General features: G+C 55.7%; 18 protein-coding genes and 1 tRNA gene. 7 read left to right on the plus strand and 12 right to left on the minus strand.

Annotation, left to right across the window (positions count from 1 at the left end; genetic code table 11):
- The first annotated feature begins 3 nt into the window (after positions 1–3).
- A complete protein-coding gene (locus Mag101_RS16460; RefSeq protein ID WP_010133137.1) occupies positions 4–285 on the plus strand; it encodes an oxidative damage protection protein in 282 nt (93 codons plus the stop codon).
- Between the two features lie 110 nt (positions 286–395).
- A tRNA-Phe gene (locus Mag101_RS16465) sits at positions 396–471 on the plus strand.
- A 250-nt stretch (positions 472–721) separates the two neighbouring features.
- On the opposite strand, the gene Mag101_RS16470 is transcribed toward Mag101_RS16465, so the two are convergent.
- The gene (locus tag Mag101_RS16470) at positions 722–2,143 is read right to left on the minus strand and encodes a hypothetical protein (RefSeq protein ID WP_077407512.1); all 1,422 of its coding nucleotides are present in this window, start codon (positions 2,141–2,143) and stop codon (positions 722–724) included.
- Positions 2,144–2,857: 714 nt separating this feature from the next.
- Between Mag101_RS16470 and Mag101_RS16475 the strand changes: the two genes are divergently transcribed.
- Complete coding sequence (locus Mag101_RS16475; RefSeq protein WP_232325225.1) at positions 2,858–3,214, plus strand: DUF1810 domain-containing protein; 357 nt, start codon at positions 2,858–2,860, stop codon at positions 3,212–3,214.
- A 131-nt stretch (positions 3,215–3,345) separates the two neighbouring features.
- A complete protein-coding gene (locus Mag101_RS16480) occupies positions 3,346–5,502 on the plus strand; it encodes a cadherin-like domain-containing protein (protein ID WP_077407514.1) in 2,157 nt (718 codons plus the stop codon).
- A 67-nt stretch (positions 5,503–5,569) separates the two neighbouring features.
- On the opposite strand, the gene Mag101_RS16485 is transcribed toward Mag101_RS16480, so the two are convergent.
- Together Mag101_RS16485 and Mag101_RS16490 are read right to left on the minus strand one after the other, a co-directional pair.
- Positions 5,570–7,618: an NADPH-dependent 2,4-dienoyl-CoA reductase gene (locus tag Mag101_RS16485; RefSeq protein WP_077407516.1), complete on the minus strand. Its 2,049-nt coding sequence runs from the start codon at positions 7,616–7,618 to the stop codon at positions 5,570–5,572.
- 36 nt (positions 7,619–7,654) lie between these two features.
- The gene (locus Mag101_RS16490) at positions 7,655–8,044 is read right to left on the minus strand and encodes a nuclear transport factor 2 family protein (RefSeq protein ID WP_077407518.1); all 390 of its coding nucleotides are present in this window, start codon (positions 8,042–8,044) and stop codon (positions 7,655–7,657) included.
- A 189-nt stretch (positions 8,045–8,233) separates the two neighbouring features.
- On the opposite strand from Mag101_RS16490, the gene Mag101_RS16495 reads away from it, so the two are divergent.
- Entirely contained in the window at positions 8,234–8,878 is a 645-nt protein-coding gene (locus tag Mag101_RS16495; RefSeq protein ID WP_232325064.1) for a TetR/AcrR family transcriptional regulator, read from the plus strand.
- Positions 8,879–8,928: 50 nt separating this feature from the next.
- On the opposite strand, the gene Mag101_RS16500 is transcribed toward Mag101_RS16495, so the two are convergent.
- From Mag101_RS16500 to Mag101_RS16540, 9 genes are all read right to left on the minus strand, one after another.
- On the minus strand, positions 8,929–9,966 hold the full coding sequence (locus tag Mag101_RS16500; protein WP_198040018.1) for a FecR family protein: 1,038 nt from the start codon (positions 9,964–9,966) through the stop codon (positions 8,929–8,931).
- A 2-nt stretch (positions 9,967–9,968) separates the two neighbouring features.
- The gene (locus Mag101_RS16505) at positions 9,969–10,520 is read right to left on the minus strand and encodes an RNA polymerase sigma factor (RefSeq protein WP_077407521.1); all 552 of its coding nucleotides are present in this window, start codon (positions 10,518–10,520) and stop codon (positions 9,969–9,971) included.
- Positions 10,521–10,707: 187 nt separating this feature from the next.
- Positions 10,708–13,458: a TonB-dependent receptor domain-containing protein gene (locus Mag101_RS16510; protein ID WP_077407522.1), complete on the minus strand. Its 2,751-nt coding sequence runs from the start codon at positions 13,456–13,458 to the stop codon at positions 10,708–10,710.
- A gap of 225 nt (positions 13,459–13,683) precedes the next feature.
- Complete coding sequence (locus Mag101_RS16515; protein ID WP_232325065.1) at positions 13,684–14,964, minus strand: DUF3570 domain-containing protein; 1,281 nt, start codon at positions 14,962–14,964, stop codon at positions 13,684–13,686.
- The gene (locus tag Mag101_RS16520; RefSeq protein WP_077407524.1) at positions 14,951–15,190 is read right to left on the minus strand and encodes a DUF4266 domain-containing protein; all 240 of its coding nucleotides are present in this window, start codon (positions 15,188–15,190) and stop codon (positions 14,951–14,953) included. Before Mag101_RS16520 ends, Mag101_RS16515 begins: the two co-directional genes overlap by 14 nt.
- 3 nt (positions 15,191–15,193) lie before the next feature.
- A complete protein-coding gene (locus tag Mag101_RS16525; RefSeq protein WP_077407526.1) occupies positions 15,194–15,679 on the minus strand; it encodes a TlpA family protein disulfide reductase in 486 nt (161 codons plus the stop codon).
- 38 nt (positions 15,680–15,717) lie between these two features.
- A complete protein-coding gene (locus tag Mag101_RS16530) occupies positions 15,718–16,374 on the minus strand; it encodes an outer membrane beta-barrel domain-containing protein (RefSeq protein WP_232325066.1) in 657 nt (218 codons plus the stop codon).
- Entirely contained in the window at positions 16,344–17,183 is an 840-nt protein-coding gene (locus Mag101_RS16535) for an SH3 domain-containing protein (protein ID WP_077407530.1), read from the minus strand. Before Mag101_RS16535 ends, Mag101_RS16530 begins: the two co-directional genes overlap by 31 nt.
- Positions 17,184–17,228: 45 nt before the next feature.
- Positions 17,229–19,928 carry a hypothetical protein gene (locus Mag101_RS16540; protein WP_232325067.1) on the minus strand — a complete coding sequence of 900 codons (2,700 nt, stop codon included), beginning with the start codon at positions 19,926–19,928 and terminating at the stop codon, positions 17,229–17,231.
- A 379-nt stretch (positions 19,929–20,307) separates the two neighbouring features.
- On the opposite strand from Mag101_RS16540, the gene Mag101_RS16545 reads away from it, so the two are divergent.
- Both Mag101_RS16545 and Mag101_RS16550 read left to right on the plus strand, forming a co-directional pair.
- Positions 20,308–21,528: a hypothetical protein gene (locus Mag101_RS16545; protein ID WP_232325227.1), complete on the plus strand. Its 1,221-nt coding sequence runs from the start codon at positions 20,308–20,310 to the stop codon at positions 21,526–21,528.
- A 4-nt stretch (positions 21,529–21,532) separates the two neighbouring features.
- Positions 21,533–24,115: a LamG domain-containing protein gene (locus Mag101_RS16550; protein WP_077407534.1), complete on the plus strand. Its 2,583-nt coding sequence runs from the start codon at positions 21,533–21,535 to the stop codon at positions 24,113–24,115.
- Positions 24,116–24,202 lie beyond the last annotated feature (87 nt).

Genomic DNA, 24,202 nt, shown 5'->3' on the forward strand with positions numbered 1-24,202 from the left:
ACCATGTCTCGCACCGTCTTCTGCCGCAAATACCAGGAAGAACTCGAAGGCCTCCCCAACCCGCCCTTCCCGGGCCCCAAGGGGCAGGACATCTACGACAACGTCTCCAAGAAAGCCTGGGGCGAGTGGATGGCCCACCAGACCATGCTGATCAACGAAAAGCGCCTCAACATGATGGAACCGTCCTCCCGCGCCTACCTGGCCGAGCAGATGGGCAAATTCTTCGCCGGTGAAGACTACGACGACGCCGAAGGCTTCGTTCCCGAGCAAGACGGCGACAAGTAAGCAACCACTTACAAACTGAAAAAACTATTTATCAATCAAGGGGTTGACTCCCCCCGGAAGAGCAGGTTTAATACGCGCCTCGCTGCCGGGGACAACCCCGAAACAGCATTGCCCAGATAGCTCAGTCGGTAGAGCAGGGGATTGAAAATCCCCGTGTCGGTGGTTCGATTCCGCCTCTGGGCACCATACAAAAAAGGCCGCTCCCGAAAGGGTGCGGCCTTTTTTGTATGGTTTCGAGGGGCGGTTGAGAACCACCGATGTCGTTCGACTAATCGCGCCAGCGATTTGCAACGAGCGCCCCAGCGCGACTAACCAGCGAAGCTTCCCGAACGGCCCAAGCCTGAAAGGCGGGCGTACACCCCGCTAGGGTCGTAATAACTCAAAGGCCATTGCGACTCTTCCGTCTCAAGACCCCCTTGCTCAGCACCTCAATAGCCTACACAACCCCTTCCTCTAAAATTTGCTCGTTGACAGGCGAAGATACAGCACTCAGATTACTAGTGTGATCTTTATCGCTTTCAGTCACCGAGAATTCATCCTTCGGGGACAAAGAGGATATATCTTTTTTTTCCTTTAACTTCGGCGGCTTAGGTGCCCACTTTGTAATATTCTGCATTACATCAGTGTAAAAGCTACTCAACTCGAACTCGCTCGCAATAACAAAATTCTTAGTGCTCTTAAATTTTGCCCCCAAATCAACAATCTGAGAGAGCTCAAAGGCAACCGGTATTTCTTTTACGTTAGGCGGAATTAACGCTTCCGGGTCCTCTCTCAATACCGATAGAGGCTGAGATGTCATTGGGACTCGGTTGGGCCAATAAGCACGTACATTTAACTCATCGTTTTTAGTTGATTTTAACTGCTTTAAAAGCCAGTTGATCGAAGCTGTAGAGCGCTGTCTATCCTTAGGGGCATCGAGTTTCATGCTTACTGAAATTGTCTTTCGCTGAAAGTCAGCCTTTAGACTAATTTTTCCTGCCGTATTAGGGACTACGAAGTCTGAGGAAAGACAAGCATCTTTGATAAAGCCTTGAAGCTCATCCTGAAAATGAATAGAAGCATCTTTCGCATGCTTACTACGCAGATATTGTTTGACGGGCTTATTGACAGCCATACTCAATTGAATACACAAATATCTCTGCAATTGATGCCAGCTAGAAAGCGCAGAAATTTCTTCATTTCCAGACTTTGTTAGGGAAACGCCCTGTAAAACTTTCGCACAAACGTCTTTCCATTGCGCACCCATGGTCATACCAGATTGAATACCGGACGACTCATTGCGCAAATAGCGAATTAGCTCCTGTAGGATATATGCTTGCTCAGTGTCATCAACTGCTTTACCTTCTATTAGCAACAATGCCTTCGAAACAAGGGAGAGCCATGAAAAATGGAAAAGACCTATTGATCTGAGCTTTTGTTTATTGATCTTAACCGGGTGATGAGTTGGCAAAGTAGCAAATTGATTTGATATTGTTATGACAGCATCAACACCATTCTCTTTCGCGAGATCCAAATATTCTTCTATCTGATCACTATCTAGCTCGTTTTTTCCGACCTTTGACTCTACCAATGCACTCCACACTTTCTTCCCGGTCGTGACAACGATTAGACCATCTGGCCTACTTTTTTTCTGAGTTTTCCCTTTAAATACAACCTCGGTAAGACATTGAACTTTAGAACGTGATGTAACCGGCGCTCCAGCATCAACCAATACAGCCTTAACAAAATCCGGAACTACAGTAAAAGTGGCAAGTAAAATAGATGTCGCTTTTTCTTCTTTTCGAGAATCTGGAAGTGTGGGAAAGAGTTTGGCCGGCTCACCAGACTGAAGCTGGAAGCGATACTTACTATCGGTCATAACGATCCTTTTTATTTTGTCTCGCAACTACTATCGCTCTTTTATCTAAAGAGCCAAAAAATATGAAATTTTTCGCGACCAACCTCAACACAGTCTTCTTCTCGACCGCAAGAAAATTTCACAAGAATAGACTTACACACCTAAATCAATATGTAAATTTATAACTAAATCAAAACCTTAGAAAAGAAATAATACAATCAGAATTAGCCCTTAGTGGCCAATATAATTGGCCACTAATTACAAGCAAATAGCAAATAAAAACCGTATTAGATAGAAATATTTTGTATCATTATGTATCACCTAAAATCTTCGTTCAGATAAAACTTACTCCGATACTGAAATTCAGTTATTAGCCGCTAATGATTTGACACTCGAAAATATAAACACCTTTTCGCAATATATTTCTAACCAATACCCACACAAACTAATTAAGAAATAGAAAATAAAAAGCTACTTATACTGTGACTGTGCGCTAAATCTACTGCACGTAAAAAGTTCTAGAATTTGAATCTCAATATGCAACCTGCTCGTAGAAGCTTTATTCGGACGGCAGCCATCCTGCCCCTACTACAGACGCGCTGCGAGCACCATAAGGTGGCTCACCTACACTAAACTCAGGCCCCATGAAACTTGGAAACAGTCATGAGCGATCCACACAACCTATAGCGCTTCCTCGACGCCCAAGCAACCTGCTACCCCGACGCACTCGCCGAAATCCGCGCCGGCAACAAACGCACCCACTGGATGTGGTTCATCTTCCCGCAAATCGACGGACTCGGCCGCAGCTCCACTGCGCGGCACTACGCCATCAAAAGTCTTGCTGAAGCAAAGGCCTATTTAGCCCACCCGGTTCTCGGCACTCGTTTGCGTGAATGTTGCGATGCCCTTCTTGCTGTAAAAGGCCGCAGTGCACATCAGATATTCGGCAGTCCGGACGATATGAAATTGCAATCCAGCATGACGCTGTTTGCATCTGCCGATGGTCAAAATAGTCAGTTTAATCAGGTTTTGATTCGATATTTTTCGGGTGAACTGGACAGCGCAACACTGAAGCTACTTGATCAAAATTAACTAACACCAAGACATTCCCACCCGCACCAAACCCTTCCCACTATACCGCCGTTAGTCGACCTTCCCCGGCAGCAAAAACTACATATAATCGCTCGACCATTCAAAACAAAGCAGTCAGAAAGAAAAGCATAATGATTGAACAACAGAAGATCCGCACAGCGCTTCTGGCGAGTATTGCCTTGCCGTTATTCCTAACTGGGTGTGGTGGTGGAGGTGGCGATAGTACTCCGCCGCCCCCCAACGCAACTTCGCAAAGCATCAGCCTGGATGAAGACACGAATATCGAAGGCGAGGTTTCCGGTACTGCACAAGCCGGCGGCGCCCTGTCTTTTGAGCTGCAACAGGGGCCGGAAAATGGCCAGTTGAGCCTGAGTGGGACTGGGTTCAGTTATACGCCCAATGCTGATTTTTTTGGCCAAGACAGCTTCCGCTTTACTGCGATCGAAGATGGCCGTCGCTCCTCTCCGGCGACTGTCACCATCACCGTCAACCCGATTAACGATGCCCCGGTCGCGACCAGCGACAACTTCTCTACGGATGAAGACATTGTGTTAACCGCGATGCTGCCGGTTGAAGACGTGGATGGGGACCAACTGAACTACTCGGTAACTGTAGAGCCAGTAAACGGCGAACTGCAGATTTCTGCATCTGGTGAATTTACCTACCAGCCCGCGAAAGACTTCTTCGGCACGGATGAGTTTCGCCTGACCGCCAGTGACAGCGAATTTGAAACCGATGAAGTCACCATCGCCCTCACCATTGCAGCGGTAAATGATGCACCGGAAGTGCCCGAGCAAATTTCCGCGAACCTGGCTGCAGGTGCCACGCAAGCGATCGATTTACAGATTGTGGACGTCGACAGCACCGATCTCACCACCAGCGTTGTTGAACAGCCACAAGTGGCCGAAGTGGCGAGTATCGATAATGACTTGGGCAGCATGAACCTGTCCACTACTTACGGCACCTGGGGCGCGGACCAACTCTCATTCGTTACCAATGACGGTGAGCTGGACTCCAATACCAGCCTAATGAATATCGACGTTGCGGTTGCCCAGACCACCACCGAGGAAGCCGTAACGACCTTGAGCTCTGCGGGCAGCACCACCATCGATTTGCTTGCCGATGGCCCGGAAGGCTTGCTGGCCATGACTGGCCTCTCCTATGGGGCGCTAGGCGCTATTGGATCTGGCGTACAGCAGCAATATATTGCGTTTGCCGATACGGCCGGTGCACCCACGGCTGCTGGCTACATTCTGGCGGGCAAGGGGATCCCCATTCCGCTTGCTCTTGGGGTTGCTGACAGCACCGCCTTTAGCATTGCCATGGATGACAACAACCAACTGTTCTTCGGTGCGCTTTCCGCTGCCGGTGCATTTACCACCAATTCGGCGCTGCCGTCATTTGAAGGCACAAACCACATTCAGGTTACCGCCCAATATGTATCAGGCAACGGCTTTATCCTGTTCAGTAATGACGGTGTTATCCGCTACTACGACCAGCAGGGCAATACGCGCTGGAGCCAGCCAGTTACTCATGACTTCGGATTTGAAATCGGCGCCTGGCATACCCATGACGTACGCGTGGAAGGTAATAACGCACATTTCGTCGGCATGCTGATGTCGTGTGGTCAAGATTCTTGTGGGTCTATGACGGGTGCGGGAAGTTTCTCGCTGAAACTGAACCTGACTACTGGAGAGATCACTGAGCTGTATCAGCCGAAAACCAGCAGCATGGCTGGCTACCATCTGCAGATCACCAGCGATGGTCGAGTTCTGATGGCGCACCGCAGCCAGCTAACTCTGCTGGCAACCGATGGCACCACCGAGTGGGTGCAGAGCGTCAACTATTCCGACCTCTCACGCATCGGTCTGACGAAATCGGAAGACATCCTGTGGTGGAGTCACGATATCAATAATGATTCTTCCACCGTGACCCGCCTGAGTATCGACGGGGAGCTGCAGGCACAAAGCTCATATAACCACGGTATATCCTACCCATGGGCCGAGGATATTATCGTCGACGAATACGGCAATACTTTTATCAAGTTGATCGACCGCTACAACGATCCTGATTACAACGGCGATCACGTTGTAATCCATTACGACTACACCACTAAGTCGCAGTGGGTGCAGCGTAGTGAAGGCCAGTATCAGCCGCAGTCTTACATCCCTCCAGTGATGGTATTGAAAGACGAGCTACAGTTGTTTTCCGGGTTTTATGACTACTACGGTGTTTCCGATGGCGATGCTTACCTGCAGAAGCTGACCATCGACCGCAATATTCCTTAATTCCCCTCAAACAAAAAAAAGCCCCCGCACAATGCGGGGGCTTTTTTGTTACGGCCTTTGGCACCTCTTACATAGAGGCGGCCAGGCGCATTCCCTGATCAATCGCACGCTTGGCATCCAGCTCGGCCGCTTCATCCGCGCCACCGATCAGGTGATACGGCTTGTTCAGGCCCTCTACCAAAGCTCGTGCAGGCTCCTGGCCGGCACACAGAATCACGTTATCCACATCCAGCACCTTGGTTTCTTCGCCAACCTTGATGTGCAGGCCTTCATCATCGATCTTCACATATTCACAACCGGGGATCATGTTCACCCCCTTATTGGCGAGGCCGGTGCGGTGAATCCAGCCGGTGGTTTTACCCAGGCCGCCGCCCACTTTGCTGGCCTTGCGCTGCAGCAGGAACACTTCGCGCGGTGACGCGGGCACTTCTGCCTGCACGCCTTCGATACCGCCACGCGCTTGCAGGCTCATGTCCACACCCCACTCGCGCATAAACGCGGGGATATTCTGGCTGGTAGCTTCGCCGGCGTGGGTCAGGTATTCGGATACGTCAAAGCCGATACCGCCAGCACCGATGACCGCGACTTTTTTGCCGACCGGTTTTTTGTGTTTCAGCACGTCCAGGTAACCGAGTACTTTATCATGCTCGACACCAGGGATAGGCGGTACGCGCGGGGTAATACCGGTGGCCACGATGACTTCATCAAAGTCACTATTGTTCAGTTGCTCGGCGGTTACCGGAGAATTCAGCTTGAGGGTAACACCGGTGATTTCGATACGACGCTGGAAGTAACGCAGAGTCTCGTAGAACTCTTCTTTACCCGGGATTTGTTTGGCGATATTGAACTGGCCACCGATCTCGCTGGCCGCGTCAAACAGGGTAACGTCGTGGCCACACTCTGCTGCAGAAGTGGCGAAGGCGAGGCCCGCGGGGCCAGCACCGATGACCGCGAGTTTTTTCACGTTGCTGGTAGGCAGCAGGTTCAGCTCGGTCTCGTGACAGGCGCGTGGGTTAACCAGGCAGCTGGTCATCTTCATGCTGAATACGTGATCCAGACAGGCCTGGTTACAGCCGATGCAGGTGTTGATTTCGTCTGCGCGGTTTGCTGCGGCTTTATTGACGAAGTCGGCATCTGCCAGGAACGGGCGCGCCATGGACACCATGTCGGCATCGCCGCGTTGCAGCACTTCTTCGGCCACTTCCGGGGTATTGATACGGTTGGAGGTGATTACCGGTACAGACAGCTCCTCGCGGAACTTGGCGGTAACCCAGGTAAACGCGGCGCGCGGTACCTTTGTGGCGATGGTGGGAATGCGCGCTTCGTGCCAGCCGATACCGGTATTGATAATGGTGGCACCGGCTTTTTCGATAGCTTTACCCAGGGTGACGATTTCTTGATAATCGCTGCCGCCCTCGACCAGGTCAAGCATGGACAGGCGGTAAATAATAATAAAGTCTTCACCTACCGCTTCGCGCACGCGGCGCACCACTTCTACCGGCAGGCGCATGCGGTTTTCGTAGCTGCCGCCCCAGTCGTCGTCGCGCTGATTGGTACGCGCGGCGAGGAACTGGTTGAGGAAGTAACCCTCGGAGCCCATGATTTCCACACCGTCGTAGCCGCTCTCTTTGGCGAGTACGGAGGTGCGTACGAAATCAATAATCTGCTCTTCAATTTCGTCTTCGGTTGCGGCCTGCGGCTTGAACGGATTGATCGGTGCCTGGATGGAAGATGGGGCGATGGGGTTTTCGTTAAACGCATAGCGGCCAGTGTGCAGAATCTGCATACAGATTTTGCCGCCCTCTTTGTGCACCGCGTCGGTGATGATGCGGTGGTCTGCACAGTCTTCTTCACTCCACAGCATTTTAGTGTGCTCGTGGGTAGCAGCGCGCTTGTTGGGGCCGAAGCCGCCGGTGACGATCAGGCCAACGCCACCGCGGGCGCGCTCGGCAAAAAATGCAGCCATGCGCTCGTGGCCGTTGGGGGCCTCTTCCAGGCCGGTGTGCATGGAACCCATGAGCACGCGGTTGCGTAGGGTGGTAAAGCCCAGGTCGAGGGGCTCGAGCATTTTCGGATAAGGATTGTTCGCGGCGGTACTGGTAGCAGAATTGCTCATCACGTTTTACCTAAAATCTGTTTGTGCGTTTGCGTATCAGGCGAAGCCAGCGGCTACGACACGTGCATTCATTTCATCAAATAGTTTCTGTAGACCGTTCAGCGGGCGCACCATCACTTCGAAGTGAATAATCTGGCCATTGTCATCCCAGCGGATCAGGTCGATCCCTTTGATGCTTTTGCCGTCTATGGTGGCGGAGAACTCCAGAGCCATCTCGTTACCGTCTACCCACTGGCGGTGGTATTCGAAGCCCTGAAAAATATCGATCACATTCATCAGGATGAACTGGGCTACATCGCGCCCATGCTTAGGCTTCCATACGGTGGGAGAGTGGAACTCGATGTTTTCCGCCAGCAGTTGCCGCAACAGCTCCTGGTCTCGCTGGAATACCACCTGGTGCCATTGCTCTAAACGTGAATCGGTCATCGCCTGTCTCCCTTATCGGTTATTAGGGGTGGGTTCTCTAGATATTTATTGTGACTGGGCAGCCAGCGGTGAGTGGCCGGCCCATGCTTTGCGCCCTCTCTCGGCGCCGTCTTGACACTGTCAAAATGCGTATCGCTACCATATGCCTAGGTTTTGACAGTGTCAAGATGGCCTGATAGATTGCGCGACATGACCACATCTTCCACTCGCAGTACATCTAGTACCTCAAGCCGCTCTGGCAGTTACCACCACGGGGACCTCCGTCAGGCCCTGGTGAGCGAGGCTGTGCGTATCATTCGTGAGGAGGGTGAGAAGGCGCTATCCATGCGCAAGCTGGCACTGAATATCGGCGTGTCACGCACCGCGTCCTACCACTACTTTGCGGACAAGCAGGCACTGCTGTGCGCCATTGCGGAGGAGGGGTTCCGCCGCTACAACGCGATGCTGTCGGAGGTGCACGAGAACGGGCAGCGTCCACCGAGCGCCGAGAGCATGCGCGACTTTGTGCGCGGGTATGTACAGTTTGCGACCGAGCAAACGGAGTACTATGACCTGATGTTCGGCGGGCATATCTGGGAATCCGGCACTTCCACGGACTCCCTGCGCAAAGAATCCCACAACAGTTTCCGTAACTATGTGAGTAATGTGCGCAACTGGAAGGAGCAGGGGCTAATTTCTGACAAGGTGGATGCGCTGCGGTTTTCCCAGGTGAGCTGGAGCACGCTGCACGGGATCAGCCGGTTGATTATCGATGGTATCTACGCGGACTCTGCAGCGATCGAGCCTATCTGCCAAAACGCGGCAGAAATGTTCTGGCGCGAGCTGGCGCCATAAAAAATGCCCGGGATATACCGGGCTTTTATCCACAAGCGGCTTGACGGGCTTTAGTGCTCGACTGTGCCCGGCCAGATCACCACGCGCCCATCGGGCTCTTTAAATACACGCACCGGTAGTGACTGCTCCAGCATGGCTACCAGAGTATCCGCCTGATCTGCGGTAAAGGCGGTGGTGACGCGCAGGCTTTCCAGTTCACGGGTGCCGATAACGATGCGGTCGTTGCGGTACCGGTTGGCGTCGGCAACGATTTCCGACAGCGGCGCATCGCGGTAGCTGAATTTGCCTTGGCGCCAGCTGGCGACGTTGGTGGTATCGACCTTACTGATTGGGCTGATCACATGCTCGTCGACCTTGATCTGTTGGCCGGCGGTGAGGCGCACCTTGCTGTACAAGCCGTCGGTGTCAGCGGTATTTTTGCGCGCCACATCGACGATGCCTTCTTCCACGGTGACCTTCACTGCGGGATTGAGCTTGCTTCCGGTACGCACGTCGAAGCGCGTACCCACTACACGCACCTCTGCGCCCTGCGCACGCACCACGAATGGCCGCTCCGGATCTTTGCTCACCGCAAAAAATGCCTGACCGCGCAGCAGTTTTATGCGACGACTGTCTTCACTGAACTCGGCTTCCAGCGCGGAGTCACCCCCAAGTGTCACACGGGTACCGTCTTCAAGGACTACATCGCGTACCTGCGCCAGCTCGGAGGCATAGGCCTGTACGGCCGGTTCGCTCTGCCAGGGCGCGAGATAAACCATACCCACCGCCAGCAACAGGGTGCAGGCAAAGGCGATTCCGTTTAGTGGGCTTACGCCAAAGTAACTGCGCAGCGTTTCCATCAGTACTGACAAACCGCTCGGCTGGCGCAAGCTTGCGCCCGCTTCGCCGGCAGCGAGTGCGGCGAGACTCTGGTCGATTTGCTGCAGTTGCTGATAGGCGCGGCGGTTGTGCGGGTGCTCCATCCACTGCGCAAACGCAATCTCTTCGGAGCCGCTCAGTGCGCGCTCGCCCTGCAACATAAACCATTCCCGGGCTTCCGCTTCTATTTGCCAAATATCGGTCTGCGGCTGACTGTTCCCAGTCGACATCTTCATTCTCCACCGTGTGCCCGCAGCGCTTCCTGGCAACCGGCCAGGGCTTTCGCTACGTGCTTCTTCACTACTGTTGCCGAGAGGCCCTCACGACGCGCAATTTCCGCGTAGGAGAGTCCGTCGACTCGATTCATCAATAACAGCCGGCGACGTTTGTGGGGCATATTCCACAGCGCGCGGCTGATCAGGCCGAGGAACTGACGGCCGGAGGCAACCCGCTCGGGGCTGCGGCTGTCCTGGTCGCGGTCCGGGTCGCCCTGTACCGACTGTGCATAACTCTCGCGCACCTGGCCTTTGCGCAGGATATCGATCGTGGCGTTGTGCACCGAGCGGTATAGAAACGCACGCACGTGCTCGATCTCACCGGTTTGCAGCTGCGGCGCCATACGCGCAAACGCCTCCTGCACCAGATCTTCCGCCTCGCTGTACGACAGGCCGAACTTACTCACGGTATATCGACACAGTTCCTGGTGATATTCCCGGTAGTAGTAGTCCAGCTCTCGCTCGTTCTTGGTTTCGCTTGCCACGGGGCTCGCTAACGCTGTCGCCATCGGCTCTCTTCACCACTATTTTTGTTATCGGATTTGTTGACGGTCCCGCAGGCACGACGTTGCCCCCTAGGGTTCGTCGCTTCTACCGGCGCCGTACTTATGCGGCAATCACTTTCTCTTGCCGATATAACGGGGAGCAGGCCCGAATCGTCCCCCCTCGGGCGATTTTTTTTGGTTACGGTTAAATTCAGTCAAATTGCAGACCAAACCGCAGGCCAATACTGCGCGGTGGGCCGTAGTAATAAGCGGGGATCGCAACGTCTGCATCGTGCACATCGCTGGCCACCAGTGCATTGGTCAGGTTGTCGCCGTACAAATCCAGCCACCAGTTGCCCGCAAGCGGTGACAGCTTTACGCCCGCATTCCACAGGCTGTGGGAGGGCCGACGATCGATATTACGCGCGATGCCGGCCGGGTCCGGGACCCATTCGGAGGTACTGTTTTGCAACAGAAAGCCACTGCGATCCCCGCGGTTGGCTTCATCGAAATACATGCTGCTGGTGTAGTGCAGACCAAGCCTTGGGGTAGCGCGCAGGTACTTACCCAGGTGGATCGTGTGGCGATAATTGAGGCCCAGGCTCAAGCGCGGCACCTGTTTCAGGCGGTTACCACTGAAGTCCACCAGGTTGGAGGTTTGCGGGTCACCGACACTGGGGTTCCAGGTGGCACCGTACTCGGGAAATTCGTTGTCTACCGCATAGAACCGGTTGTAGCGGGCATCGAGCCAGGATAGAAATCCGCTGACACGCCCGTTGTGACTACTGGCCCAGTTGAGCTCCAGCTCCAGGCCGCGAATGGTGGCGCTGGGGGCGTTGGTGCTGCGAATCAGCTCGGTACCGTCTTTTTCCACGGCAATGCCGGACACCTGCAGGTCGCGATAGCGCGTATTGAACAGGGCACCATTCAGGGTCATGGAACGGTTGAGTAGCACAAGTTTGAAACCCAGTTCGACATTAGTGCTGGTTTCCGGGCCCACATATGCGGCGCCACTGTTGTTGCGCTGCATTAACAGATCGAGACTTTGTTGGAAGGCGGGGTCATCCATGCCACTGAAGCTACCCGCCAGAGAAGCGCCGTCCTGAACGATACCGGGCTTGAAGCCTTCTGCGAACAATAAGTAGACCAGGGCATCGTCACTTGGCTGGTAATTGAGACGCGCCATGGCGGTGGTGCTGCGCCAGGCACGATCCACGTCGTTGTAGTTGGCGACGAAGCACTGTCCCGGACTGGCCGAAGCCTGGTTAACTGCGATCACCCCCAGCTCGCCGCCGCGGTCTGCGCGAATCAGGTCTGGACAGGCGATATTGCGTCCGCCGCGATCGTAGCGCTGGTCGCGCCCACTGCGTGCGCCGACACTGGCCTGCCAGCTTTCATTGAGATCGTAATCCAACTGCCCATACAGCGCATTCAGACGGGTGCCGCGATGGGGCTGCTGGAAACTGTGAGAGGGCGCTCCGCCCCAGCCACTGCCATCTTCAAGCTGGTGCTCCAGGTCAAAGCGGATGGCATTCTGTTCGGCAAAATGGAAATAGGCGAGTAACCAGCGCAGCGTTTCGTCATCGCTGTTTTTCAGCTGTAGTTCGTGCTGTTGGGCACGGTATTTCGACCAAACCGTGCGGTTGCTCTGGTGGTACAGAGCCGGGTCTGTTTCGCTACCCACCGGGCTCTCGCGATCGGCATCCCAGTCTTGACTGCGGCGGGTCAGGCTGTGGCCGGCGATATACGAAATGGTATGTGCCGAGGGTAATGTGAGCTCTACCCTACTGCGCCAGGTGTCCTGATCCAGTTCGGTGCGCCCCGGGGTATCGATGGTGACCGGCGTATCGTAATCCACAATGGGAAGGCTGCCCGCACCGCGGTCCTCGAAGCCCTCAAAACTCACCCACCAATTGAGTGCGTCGCCCACTTGCCAGTCTGAACTCAGGCGGTGGCTGAACAGATTGGTATTGTTGTAGCGGTCTGCGGCGCTGGCCGGAATGGAATCGTCAGTGTAGCGGAGTGGACTGTCGGCGGTTTGCTTGACCGCGGCCCAGCGCAAGGCCCAGCGCTCGGTAAGCGGTGCATTAACCACCGCACTCAGTTTCTTTTGCTGGTTGCTGCCTAGGGTGACGGAGGCCTCCGATGACCAATCGCGGGTGGGGCGTGCGCTGTGATAATTAATCACCCCACCAGTGGAATTGCGTCCAAACAGCGTACCCTGTGGGCCGCGCAGTACTTCCACCCGATCCAGGTCGTACAGCAATACCGCGGTACCCTGCACCCGGCTACTGAAGATCCCGTCCACGTGGGTGGCAATACCGGAGTCGCCGGCTTCGGTGTGATTGTCCGAGCCAATACCACGCAGATACAGCATGGATGTAGTGTGATCGCCGTTGCGGGTAACCTGCAGGCTGGGAACATCCGCCGCAAGCTCTTCCAGGCTGTCGATGTTCCGCTCCCGCAGCAATTCGCCGTGCAAAGCGGTAATTGCCATCGGCGTGTGCTGGAGGTTGGTACGGCGCTTACTCGCAATCACCTCAATTTCTTCCAGTAGCGGTCGCGCTTCAACCTGGCGCTCTTCAAGCGCAGTGAGTGGCTCGGGGGATTTGCGTGGTGGCAGTATTACCACGCCCTGGCCATCGACCCGCCGATAGCGCAGGCCCGAGCCGGCCAATAGCAAATCCAGTGCAGCGTCGACGGTATAGCGACCGTATAAGGCCGGCGCAATGGGCAGTGACGCCCCCTGCACACCGGTCATCACCGCCAGACCGGTTTCACGGGATAGTGCCAGAAGGGACTGTTCGAGCGGTTGCGCGGGTATTTGGAAGGAATAATCAGCGGTAGCGGCGGGTGGCGCGTCCAGCGGCATCGATGCTGCAATGGCCGGATACGCCGATGCAATGCCGAGCGCCGTCGCTAGCAGCAATACACGGAATGACCTGTCGCAGGTCTTGGGCATAGGCGGATCGTCATCGCTGGCCCCCGCTTGTGGGCGGGGCCGGAAGCGCGATTGCGACTGGCGTTTTGAGGGTCGCAGCCGTTGTCACGCGCCCGGTGATTATTGTTATGTCTGGAAAACATACAACAACATTCGGCGCTGTGACAAGAACAGAGAAAGGCGATAAGACGGTTACCGGCCAAAGAAACGACCCCCTAACTGGTAACCGACGGGATAGGAGGTCGCTTAGAACCACATAGACCAGTAGGCGCGCACCACATGCGCGTTGAAGTTGTAGGCGGGCTCTTCGCCGGGGAGATAGTCTCCACCGCCACTGTGCACCTCCACATTGTTGAAGTCCTCGTAGTCGAACATCATGTAATCCCAGTACAGGTTTAGAGTGTTCTTACGATCGAACAGCGCCCAGCGATCCGGCACCAGATAGGACACACCTATACCGATCGCAATATCGCTGTAATCACTCAATTCCTTGTCCCGTGCGCGGAAGTTGGTGGCGTCCACGTATGGGAAGAGATCGCTATAGAAGTCTGCACCTTTCTGTTTGTAGAAGCGCAGCTTGCCTTCGAGGATCAGGTTTTCGCTCTCTAGCGGATGGGTATAGCGGAACTCCAAGTTGTCTGCGGTAATACCCCAGCTATCCACATAGTGGCGGTACTCAGTCTTGATCGCCGCCCTATAAGGCAGGCGATACTTCGCCCGCAACGCCACTGCATCACTGTTGCGCGTGGTGGGGTAAAGCTCCGCTTGGTAGCTGTAACCGAGGGCAGAAGAGGGGTCCAGGTAGCGTACGCTGCGGTATGGGTTATTCAGGAAACCTTCGTCCGCCACCGTTTCTACACTCAGCTCAGCAATCAATTTGGTGGTAAGGATTTGAGTCCAGCCCAGGGAGTAACGGCGGTGTTCGGCGTGCTCGAGGAATTCATCGTCGCCATTACGCATTACGTCGTCACTGCCGAAGGTGGCCCGCATGGACAGAGTGCTTAGGTCACCGAAGAAGTCCTGCGAGATACCAAATCCGACGGTCTCCGCCTGGTAGTCGTTCTCGCTGGAATTTGTGTAGCTGAGGCTCATGGTGGTTTTTTCCACCAGGTAATCCGCCCCCACGGAAAACTCATTCCGTTCCTCGGTATAGCGACTGGCGGTAGTGCGCACGTCGATAGAGGCCCCGGAAATCATATCCACATAGTAATTGGCCGACAGTGAAACATTGTTGCCAATGTTTTTACGCACCAGTATCGACGGCCCATCAATGGTGACGCCGCCACCACTGTAGGAGTGGTACAGGGTATCGAACCGCTCTTCCGGCAGTACTGCAGCTTCCGCAGTCGATACCAGTAAAACTGAGCAAAGTAAAAATTTCGTGAAGGCGTAGCGAGCGAACGAAATTTGGTGTGCGCCGGAACGCAGGCACCGCAGCGCACACAAAGTGCGTGAGGATGGCGAGTACCGCCGACCGCCAAAGTTCGGAGCGCAGTAGCTCTCACGGAATTTTTTAGTTACAGCCACAGCCGCCTCCTGACCCACCTTCAGCGCCACGGGCGGCCTCACGTGCTTCGTATACGTGATTCATAAAGCCGGCCGCTACCGGGTCGCGCTCAAAACTCATAATCGGGTCGGCCAGATAATGCCGCTCGTAGGGCTTTACCCAGGGTTCGGGCATTTTGGGCATCATGGATTCACAGCCACCCAGCAGTAACAGAGCCGGCAGTAACAGAAGCACGCGCTTGGTCATGGCTTATTCCCGGATAAGTTCCTTGATGATTTTTTTGTACTCGGCTTCGTCACCGGTGCGGTAGCCCTTGTGCACGTAGCGTACGTTGCCATCGCGATCAATAAATACGGAGCTCGGCATGGCCTGCACGCCAAACAGTTTGCTTACGTCGCTTTTGGAATCGAACAGGACCGGGAAATCCACCGGGATTTTATTCAGCATGGCCTGGGCGTCTTCCGGGTTGGCATCCACGTTTACACCCCACACCTGAAAGCCCACCGGCGCGTAGCGCGCGTGCAGGTCGTTCAGCAACGGCATCTCTTCACGGCAGGGGCCACACCAGGAAGCCCAGAAGTTCAGCATGATCACTTCGCCGCGCTGCTCGCTCAGCTTCAGGTTGCCATCTTTTAGGGAGGCCAGGGTGAAATCGCTGGCGGGGATCTTGGCGAAAACAGGGGCGGCAGCCAGCAGGGCAGCGCTGGTGCAAAGGGCGGCAATCAATTTGCGCATGGATTGACTCCAGTAGTGTTTGTCTAGTTATTCGATATTCAGAAATAAATCGATACGCCCAACTGGGCGGAAAGATTATTGGTGTTTACCGGCTCACCAAAAATTTCGTGTTCAAAAATGTGGTCGCGCACATCCAGGCGCAGAGCCAGCCAGTCCTGGGCGAGCATGCGCACACCGACACCTACGTTGTAAGTGAAGTGTTCTTCACCGGCAAAGTTGGTATTGCCCGCACCGCCGATCAGATACAAATTACTGTTGAGGGCGAATTTATCCAGGATGAAAATTTCCCCGGGCAGGAAGTTCCAGGCCAGGGACAGGTTGTACATGCTGAGGTCGCGCTCATCTTCAGTGAGCAGCGGTGCCGAGCCACTCAGGCGCTCGTAGCTGGACTCACCCAGAGTGGCCTGGCCATAAGCCGCTTCCATAAAGAAGTCTTCGTTGATGTGGTAGGCAAGGCTACCGCCAATCATGCGGTTGGTACCGAAGTCTTCGACACTGAGAATGCCACCGAGATAGACGGTGAATTCAAAATCTTCGCTATCGATCTTGGCTTCGCGAATTTCACGGCGCTCCAAATCTGGCGAAATAATATCGTCGATGTCGCCAGAGCTTTGCGCGAGCGCAGTTGAGGACATAGCGCCGGCCAGAAGAAGGCTCGCAAGCTTTACATAAATACGTCGAATCCGAGTTTCCACTCGACTATCTCCTGGTTTTCTTCCCGCGAGGTCAGCAGGTAGTGATTTGCAACTTCCGCGCGCAGGGCAAAGCGACGGGACAAATAGGTGGTGACGCCGATACCGGACAGCATGGTGGTGTCCTGGCGATCTTCGGTGGCGACGATGGTAGCGTTGGGCGAGGTGATATTGACCCCGGTGCCGAGTAGAAAATATGGGGATACCCGCCACTGTGGAAAAGGCTGGTGCATCACCGCCACCTGGAAGGTGCGGCTATCGGAATAGGAGCCGATAGTTTGCGCTGCGCGCAATTCTGCGGAGAGGTTGCCGGTAAAGCGGTAGCCAAGAGACAAGCCCATGGAGTTGGCACCGGCAAAATCACCGTAGGCAAAGCCAAAGCGGAAACTCTGGTCACGATAGTCGTCGATACCGGGGGTGGGGACCACCACCTGTTCGCCCTCGGCGGTAAAGATTTCGTCGAGGTCGGCAATTTTGGCCCAGCCGGTCTTGCCGGTGCGGGTCATGACCTTTACCCAGTCGGTACGGCGTTTCAGTAGCCACAAGGGCTCGCCATACTCCACCACATGATCAATCACGTAGCCGCGGCCGGGGCCGGTGTATAAATTGAGGAAATCAGCTCCGACGACAACCCGCTCGGTATCAAACGGCAAGGTCTCCGGCTGTCGGTCTGCAAACTGACGTGCGGAAAAGCTGTCGGTGACGAATACATCGCCCGCTTCTTCTACAGGGCCACTCGTGGTTTCCGACTGCGCCGCGGCTGGCGAGGAAAAACTCCCCAAGCCCCCCAAGATAAATAGGGCCGCGGTCATTACCACGGCCCTGCTTGCTCTAAAATCGAGCTGCCTGTTCATTGTTTAGTTAACCGGCGCTTCAAATGGATTGTTGTAATACTGCGCACCGATATCCAGCCATTCGGAAATCAAACGCAATTCCGCAGCGGACAATTCTCCCTCATGTACGCCCCCCGCTTCAAATACATTAAAGAAACGGCTGGCGCTGGCACCGCTGGTGTCCATGATCCGCTGAATATTGACGGTAACCATAACAGGAATCGGGTTGCCGTCGAGATCCAAAATCAGCTCACCTTCTTCATTGGTTTCAAACAGTAGATTGCCGTCGTCATCCGTGTCCTGCACCAGCACGTTCTGCACCGCGCCGTCGCGCAGCTCTTCGGTGGGGTTGTCGAAAATCAACTCAACATAAGAGGTGCTGTAGTTGTTATTTACACCGGACTGGTCGCCGCGGAGATCCAGCTGCCCTGGGGGCACCTGAGACATACCTGCGGCATCGCGGTTGCTATGACAGGCAGTGCAGGTACGGTCTTCCAGCACGGTGCCCATGTCATCGGTGATTTCGCGCGGCAGGTCCCACAGCGGCTGAATATGGTCCGGATAGTGGATTACCGTACGGCAATCCGCGCTCCAGCTGCTCAAACAGGGAAGCGTGGTAGGTGCCGGCGTAGTGAGGTCACTCATCAACAGTTCGCTCGACGGATCCTTGGCGCGCAGCGCCGGGTCGGTCCAGTTGTCTGAGAAATTCAAATCCCCTTCCAGCTCCGGGTGACCGGCTACGCGCGCCAGCAGCTGTGCCATGGTTTCTCCCATATCGGCAGTGAGGCCCGGCTCAGTATTGGGGAACGCAAGTGCACTCGTAGGCGCGCCGCCCCAAGCGGACGCAGGCTCCATATCGGTGCGGCCATGAGGCACCTCGCTATCGGCAATATGACAGCCCTGGCATTTGCGCAATTCGCCGGCGCGGAACTGCAGCCAGTTATTGTGACGACCAAACAGGCGGCGACCATTTTCATCCACGACGGAAATCGCCAGTGGGGTATCTGCCGGTACCTTTACTCGCACCGAGCCGTCCGGCTGAATAGGTGTATATCCGACAATCTCGCGCATTAGCTGGCTTCGATTACGACCAAACGCAGAGCGGTCGAAATCGAGAATATCCTCGTCGGGAATACCCACCGCTTTGACCACGCGCAGGAAGCGTGCCGGGCGCTCGGCGGCAGTGGTTTGCAACGGGTCGGCAAGGACATCGATATCCAGTAACTCAACACCATCCAGGTCGTAGACACTGCGAATATCCAGCACCGCCATACCTTCATCGTAAAGGTCGCGATCGATATCGATACCCGGAATGGGCTGCGGAATAAATGTCGGCACGGGGCGGGTATCGGCGGTGACCGCTTCGCTGATCATCACGCCTTCTTCCGGCTGGATGATTGGGCGCTGGGTACCCTCGTCATAATCATAAATCCACAGGCCGTACAGCGGGTCTGCTGGCTCAATATCGGGCGTTGCCAGCCACTCATCGGTGCACGGCTGAGTGATACCGGCTTCTGTTTCCGTGGCGGTGCCCGGCTCAATCACCCGGCACTCGCTCCAGCTCACCAGCAAACGGCTGGTGCCATCGTGGAATGCCCAGGCATTGGCAAACAACCCATGGGGTGACAGGCCGCCATCGATAATTACCTGCTCAACCGACAGGGACTCTTGCCCCTGCAGTGCGCCCTGCTGCTCCGCTTCACTGAAGGCTTCCGAATAGTTCTCAGCATCGATCACCACCATATCGCCACCGTAGGCAATACCTTCCGGTGTACGCAGGGTCACAAGAATACGTCCGTCCGGCATCTGCTGCGGCTTGCTGAATGTGGCTGTGACCGCATCGGTACCAGAGCCTGTGCCGGTAGCCTGACTGTGATAGCCGTAATACAGCTGCAGGTCGGTACCGTCGGGTTTGACCGTATACAGACTCAAGCGGTCAGTGCCACCCATGTTGTCCCAACGGTTAAACAGGATGCGCCCGTTAGACAATACCGTCGGGGTCAGATCGTGACTCTGGTTGTAAGAAATTTGCTGGATATCGCTGCCATCGGCTTCCATCACGTGCAACACGAAAGCCGGCTCATCCAGATTTTCTGCCAGTGCGGAAAATTGCGGTTTATTGTCATCCAACAGCAATGCGCGGGAGCGACGCTGGCGGGTAGAGGTAAATGCCAGACGCCCGTCCGGCAGGAATGCCGGAGAAATGTCATCACCTTCTTCGGCAATCAGGTCGGAGGAGATTACCCGGGTCAGCTCCGCGGATTCAAACTCATACAGCCAAATATTCCAGCTCGGTTGCTCGTCATCATCCAGCCCTTCAATATCTGGCGCACGCATGGCAAATGCCAGCTGGCTTCCATCGGCGGATACCGCAAGATCCTTAACGTCATAGCCACCTTCGAAAACAATGCCGGCTTCTTCGTCACTGACAAACAGGTCTTCCGTCAACGAGCGCTCTGGTGCCGTGGCAGTGGCGCGGTCACGCAGCAACAACTCTGCGCCGGGGTTAAACGTGGCAGGGCTATAAACGCTGTCACCGGCAAGCTCTCCCTCTTCATCACGAGGCAAGGCACGTCGCACATACACCACTGGGTAATCTACGACGACGGGATCTTCCGCCTGGTCACCACCGAGGCCAGAGCTATCGCTCGAGCCCCCACCACACCCGGCCAATGCGATTGCAGAAAAAATCGACAGTAGTGACAATTTCCGTCGGACGGCCACTGTCCGCGCACCAAAAGTTTTCAAGAACTCGTCCTCTTTACCCGCTACATCGTCCCGCGACGGATAATTTCTCAATGATTTTTTGTGAATTTCTAATGACAACCCGAGGGGGGAACGCAGTAACTACTCACCATTTACATCGCAGTCTTACTGCGTTTTGCTGGATGCTCGTCTGACAACGCAGCTCGATTTATCTTCGATTCTCCCGCCGGAAAATTCCGATCACAAGCAATGCGCGGAGAAATTGCCAACCAGAACACGCTTTATATTTTTTCCGCTGGCGAATCCCTCGGTCTTCTTTACTATCTCTTTCACTCGCAACGTATACAAGTCGTGCGGTACGACCGTACAACGATAACCAGACGCAAAACGCTCCATGATGAAAATGACTTCGTCCGCTAAACGGGCGCTGCTTGCAGCAACCGCCTGCCTCAGCGCTGCAATCTCCTTGCCGACATTGGCCGGGCCAGAAGAGCAGGCCGCTCAAATGCACAGCCGTTTGACTGGGGTCAAACCCAGCGTCAGTGTGCTTACCGAAATGGCTGAACATATCGCCAACGGCAACGCCACCAGTGCAGCCCAGTTGGCCATGGAAAATGATTCTTTCTATAACGTGACTTTGAAGAATCTGGTTACACCATGGACCAACCGCGACGGCGATAATTTTGCGCCGCTGAACGATTACACCGCAACCGTGATCGGTATGGTGCGCGACGATGTGGATTTCCGTGAGATCCTCTCCGGCGACATCATCTACACCGGTGCCTCTGGTTTAGGCCTGCCCGCGTACAACAACGCCGATAACGATCACTACGAGGCACTGGAAGCGGCTGGCTACCCGCTGCAGACCACCCTGGAGCGTCAGGTCCAGTCTTCCGTCACCGGCTTGCCCAGTGACGCTACCGCCGGCGTGATGACCACCCGTGGCGGCGCCAAGGCATTCTTCTATGCCGGCACCAATCGCGCCATGTTCCGCTTCACTCTGATGAATCACATGTGCCGCGACCTCGAACAGGTGCACGACACCTCGAGACCACCGGATCGCATTCGTCAGGACGTGAGCCGCAGCCCGGGCGGTGACAGCCGCGTCTTCCAAAATAACTGCATCGGCTGCCACAGCGGCATGGACCCGTTGGCCCAGGCCTTTGCTTACTACAACTATGAATACGATGTGGAAAATGACCCGACCGGTGAAGATGGCCGCCTGGCTTACAACCGCAGCGGTGAAACCGACCCCACCACCGGCACTCGCGTGCAGGCCAAGAACCACATCAACAGCGCCACCTTCCCTTACGGCTTCGTCATCCCCGATGACAAGTGGGACAACTATTGGCGTGAAGGGCCGAACTTGCATCTGGGCTGGAGCGAAGCGCTGCCGGGTACCGGCAACGGCGCCAAGTCCATGGGCCAGGAGCTAGCCAACAGTCAGGCCTTTGCCCAGTGCCAGGTCACCAAGGTGTTTGAACAGGTGTGCCTGCGCGCACCGGAAGACAGCACCGACCGCAATCGCATTAGCAGCATTACCGACAGCTTCACCAGCAACGGCTACAAGCTGAAGCAGGTGTATGCCGATACCGCTGTTTACTGTGCGGGGGAATAAGGCAATGAACTACAAGACCCTAACGACCAGCACCAGCCAGAAGAATCCCCTGCAGACTATGTCCGACTTTTGCCAGTTTGTTGTGCGCCCGCGCCTGCGCAGAGCAGCACTGTTATCCACCATTCTCAGTAGCGCCGCACTGGTCGCCTGTTCCGGCGGCAGCGGGCAGTCCACCGAAGAACAGCCCAACACCAACCCGGATTCCGGCGATACCAGCTATGCCGGCCCGGCCCCGGAAAGTGAAGACGTACAGAACTACAAACGCTATATCTGGGACAACCTGGCGGCGGAAAACCGCTGCGGTAGCTGTCATGTGGAAGGCAACCAGAGCCCGCGCTTTGTACGCGGCGACGATATCAACCTCGCACACGGCGAAGGCCGCGATCTGGTCAATCTGGGCGCGCCGGAAGAATCTCGCCTGGTGACGAAGGTAGCCAGCGGCCACAACTGCTGGCTCGCCAGTGCCGATGCCTGTGCGGACATTATCACCGGCTACATTTCCGACTGGGCTTCTGCGGCTGGTTCTGTAGCCAGCACCATCACGCTCACCCCTCCCACCGAACGTGAAGTGGGCGAGAGTAAGAGCTTCCCGGAATCCAGCGGCAACTTTGAGAACACGATTTACCCACTGCTGGAACAGTACTGCTCCAGCTGCCACAGCGAAGACGCCGGTACCGCGCAACAGCCGTACATTGCCAGTAGCGATGTCGACCAGGCCTATGAGGCCGCGAAACCACGGATCGACCTGGACAGCCCGGAGAATTCTCGTCTCGTGGTACGCCTGGGAAGCGATTTCCACAACTGCTGGACTAACTGTTCGGAAAACGCCGATGCCATGGCTGCAGCGATTCGTAATTTCGCCGACGGTATTTCGGTAACCGCCGTGGATCCCAACTGGGTAATCAGTAAAGCCCTGTACCTCACCGACGGTGTGGTGAGCAGTGGCGGTGGCCGTATCGACAACAACGCGATCGCGCTGTACGAATTCAAAACCGGCAGCGACGACATCGCCTACGATACCTCCGGCATCAACCCGGCCATCGACCTGAAGCTATCCGGCGACTACGAATGGCTCGGTTCCTGGGGTGTACAGCTGACCGGCGGTAAAGCGCAAGCAACCACTGCCACCAGCAAGCGACTGTTCGACACCCTGAGCGGCACCGGCGAATACACCATCGAAGCGTGGGTAGCCCCGGCCAACGTGGTACAGGAAGGCCCGGCGCGGATTGTCAGCTACTCCGGTGGCAACGACATTCGCAACTTCACCCTCGGCCAGGCGATGTACAACTACACCTTCCAGAACCGCAACGATGCCAGCACCAATGCCGACGGCATGCCCGCGCTGATCACCGATGATATGGCAGAGCGTGCGCAGGCAACCCTGCAGCATGTAGTAGCCACCTTCGACCCGATCAACGGTCGCCGCCTGTATGTGAACGGAGAATTCACCGGCGATGCCGATCCGGTGGAAGCGGGCCTGCTGTCTACCTGGGACGATACCTTCGCGCTGGTCCTTGGCAGCGAGGTCTCCAATGAGAACCAGTGGCACGGCTCTGTGCGCCTGCTGGCGATTCACTCGCGCGCGCTGAGCCAAGACGACATCCTGACCAACTACGATGCGGGCGTCGGCGAAAAATACCTGCTGCTGTTCAAGGTAGAGGAAGAAACAAACGTGCCGGAAGGCTACGTGATGTTCGAGGTGCAACAGTTCGACAATCACGGTTACCTGTTCAGCGAACCCAAGTTCATCAGCCTGGAAGACGGTGTTACTCCGGACGGCGTTGTTATCCAGGGTATGCGCATCGGCATCAACGGTCGCGAGGCGGTGGTTGGTCAGGCGTGGGCGAAACTCGATACCACGGTGACGGCAACGGATTACGACGCGGAAACCGGCCAGAAACTTTCTCCTCTCGGTACCATCATCACCCTGGAGAAGGGCCCAACCTCGGACGAGTTCTTCCTGACCTTCGAGCGCCTGGGCAATGAAGAGTTCGTACGTGTGGAAGCCACCCCGGCGGCGCCGGCTGCGGCCGCGGACCTGACTCCGCAACCGCGCATTGGTATCCGCCGCTTCGAACAGATTCATGCCGCACTCTCTGCAGCCACCGGTATTTCCAGTGCCCATCCGGATGTGGTGGACACCTGGGAGAAGGTGAAGCAACAGTTGCCGGTAGAAGCCGATATTCAGGGCTTCCTCGCCGCTCAGCAAATGGGTATCACCCAGCTGGCGGTGAAGTACTGCAGCACCCTGGTGGACGATACCAGTGCCCGCGCCAGCTACTTCTCCGGCTTCGACTTCTCTGCTGCCGCCAGCAGTGCGTTTGATAACGACACCAAGCGCGCACAGATTCTGGACCCGCTGCTGGAAAACCTGCTGGGTCGGCCGATTACCTGGAGCGCAGCCGTGGGCGGCCACACCGCGCAACTGGGTACCGCACCGGATGAAAGCGCAGTGCGCGCCGAGCTGGACGGCCTGATCGATAAGATGACTGCCTGCGGCGCAGGCTGCAGTGCAGATCGCACCGCCACAACCGTCAAGGCCACGTGTGCCGCGGCGATGGGCAGCGCAATGATTCTGATCCACTAAATTTTTGGGTATGCGCTTCGCTGAGCGAAGCGCGACGACAAGACAACGCCTTTAAAAATACGCAAGACCCGGGAACCCGGAAACGTC

This window comes from Microbulbifer agarilyticus (assembly GCF_001999945.1).
In the GTDB taxonomy this organism is placed as follows: domain Bacteria; phylum Pseudomonadota; class Gammaproteobacteria; order Pseudomonadales; family Cellvibrionaceae; genus Microbulbifer; species Microbulbifer agarilyticus_A.

What these genes read in the sequence shown, in the direction of transcription:
- Mag101_RS16460 (WP_010133137.1), top strand. Translation starts at nt 4, where the DNA reads ATGTCTCGCACCGTCTTCTGCCGCAAATACCAGGAAGAACTCGAAGGC.
- Mag101_RS16490 (WP_077407518.1), bottom strand. Translation starts at nt 8,044, where the DNA reads ATGACCGATTCACGTTTAGAGCAATGGCACCAGGTGGTATTCCAGCGA.
- Mag101_RS16500 (WP_198040018.1), bottom strand. Translation starts at nt 9,966, where the DNA reads ATGTCGACTGGGAACAGTCAGCCGCAGACCGATATTTGGCAAATAGAA.
- Mag101_RS16525 (WP_077407526.1), bottom strand. Translation starts at nt 15,679, where the DNA reads ATGCGCAAATTGATTGCCGCCCTTTGCACCAGCGCTGCCCTGCTGGCT.
- Mag101_RS16480 (WP_077407514.1), top strand. Translation starts at nt 3,346, where the DNA reads ATGATTGAACAACAGAAGATCCGCACAGCGCTTCTGGCGAGTATTGCC.
- Mag101_RS16545 (WP_232325227.1), top strand. Translation starts at nt 20,308, where the DNA reads ATGAAAATGACTTCGTCCGCTAAACGGGCGCTGCTTGCAGCAACCGCC.
- Mag101_RS16505 (WP_077407521.1), bottom strand. Translation starts at nt 10,520, where the DNA reads ATGGCGACAGCGTTAGCGAGCCCCGTGGCAAGCGAAACCAAGAACGAG.
- Mag101_RS16535 (WP_077407530.1), bottom strand. Translation starts at nt 17,183, where the DNA reads ATGACCGCGGCCCTATTTATCTTGGGGGGCTTGGGGAGTTTTTCCTCG.
- Mag101_RS16520 (WP_077407524.1), bottom strand. Translation starts at nt 15,190, where the DNA reads ATGACCAAGCGCGTGCTTCTGTTACTGCCGGCTCTGTTACTGCTGGGT.
- Mag101_RS16550 (WP_077407534.1), top strand. Translation starts at nt 21,533, where the DNA reads ATGAACTACAAGACCCTAACGACCAGCACCAGCCAGAAGAATCCCCTG.
- Mag101_RS16495 (WP_232325064.1), top strand. Translation starts at nt 8,234, where the DNA reads ATGACCACATCTTCCACTCGCAGTACATCTAGTACCTCAAGCCGCTCT.
- Mag101_RS16510 (WP_077407522.1), bottom strand. Translation starts at nt 13,458, where the DNA reads ATGCCCAAGACCTGCGACAGGTCATTCCGTGTATTGCTGCTAGCGACG.
- Mag101_RS16470 (WP_077407512.1), bottom strand. Translation starts at nt 2,143, where the DNA reads ATGACCGATAGTAAGTATCGCTTCCAGCTTCAGTCTGGTGAGCCGGCC.
- Mag101_RS16485 (WP_077407516.1), bottom strand. Translation starts at nt 7,618, where the DNA reads ATGAGCAATTCTGCTACCAGTACCGCCGCGAACAATCCTTATCCGAAA.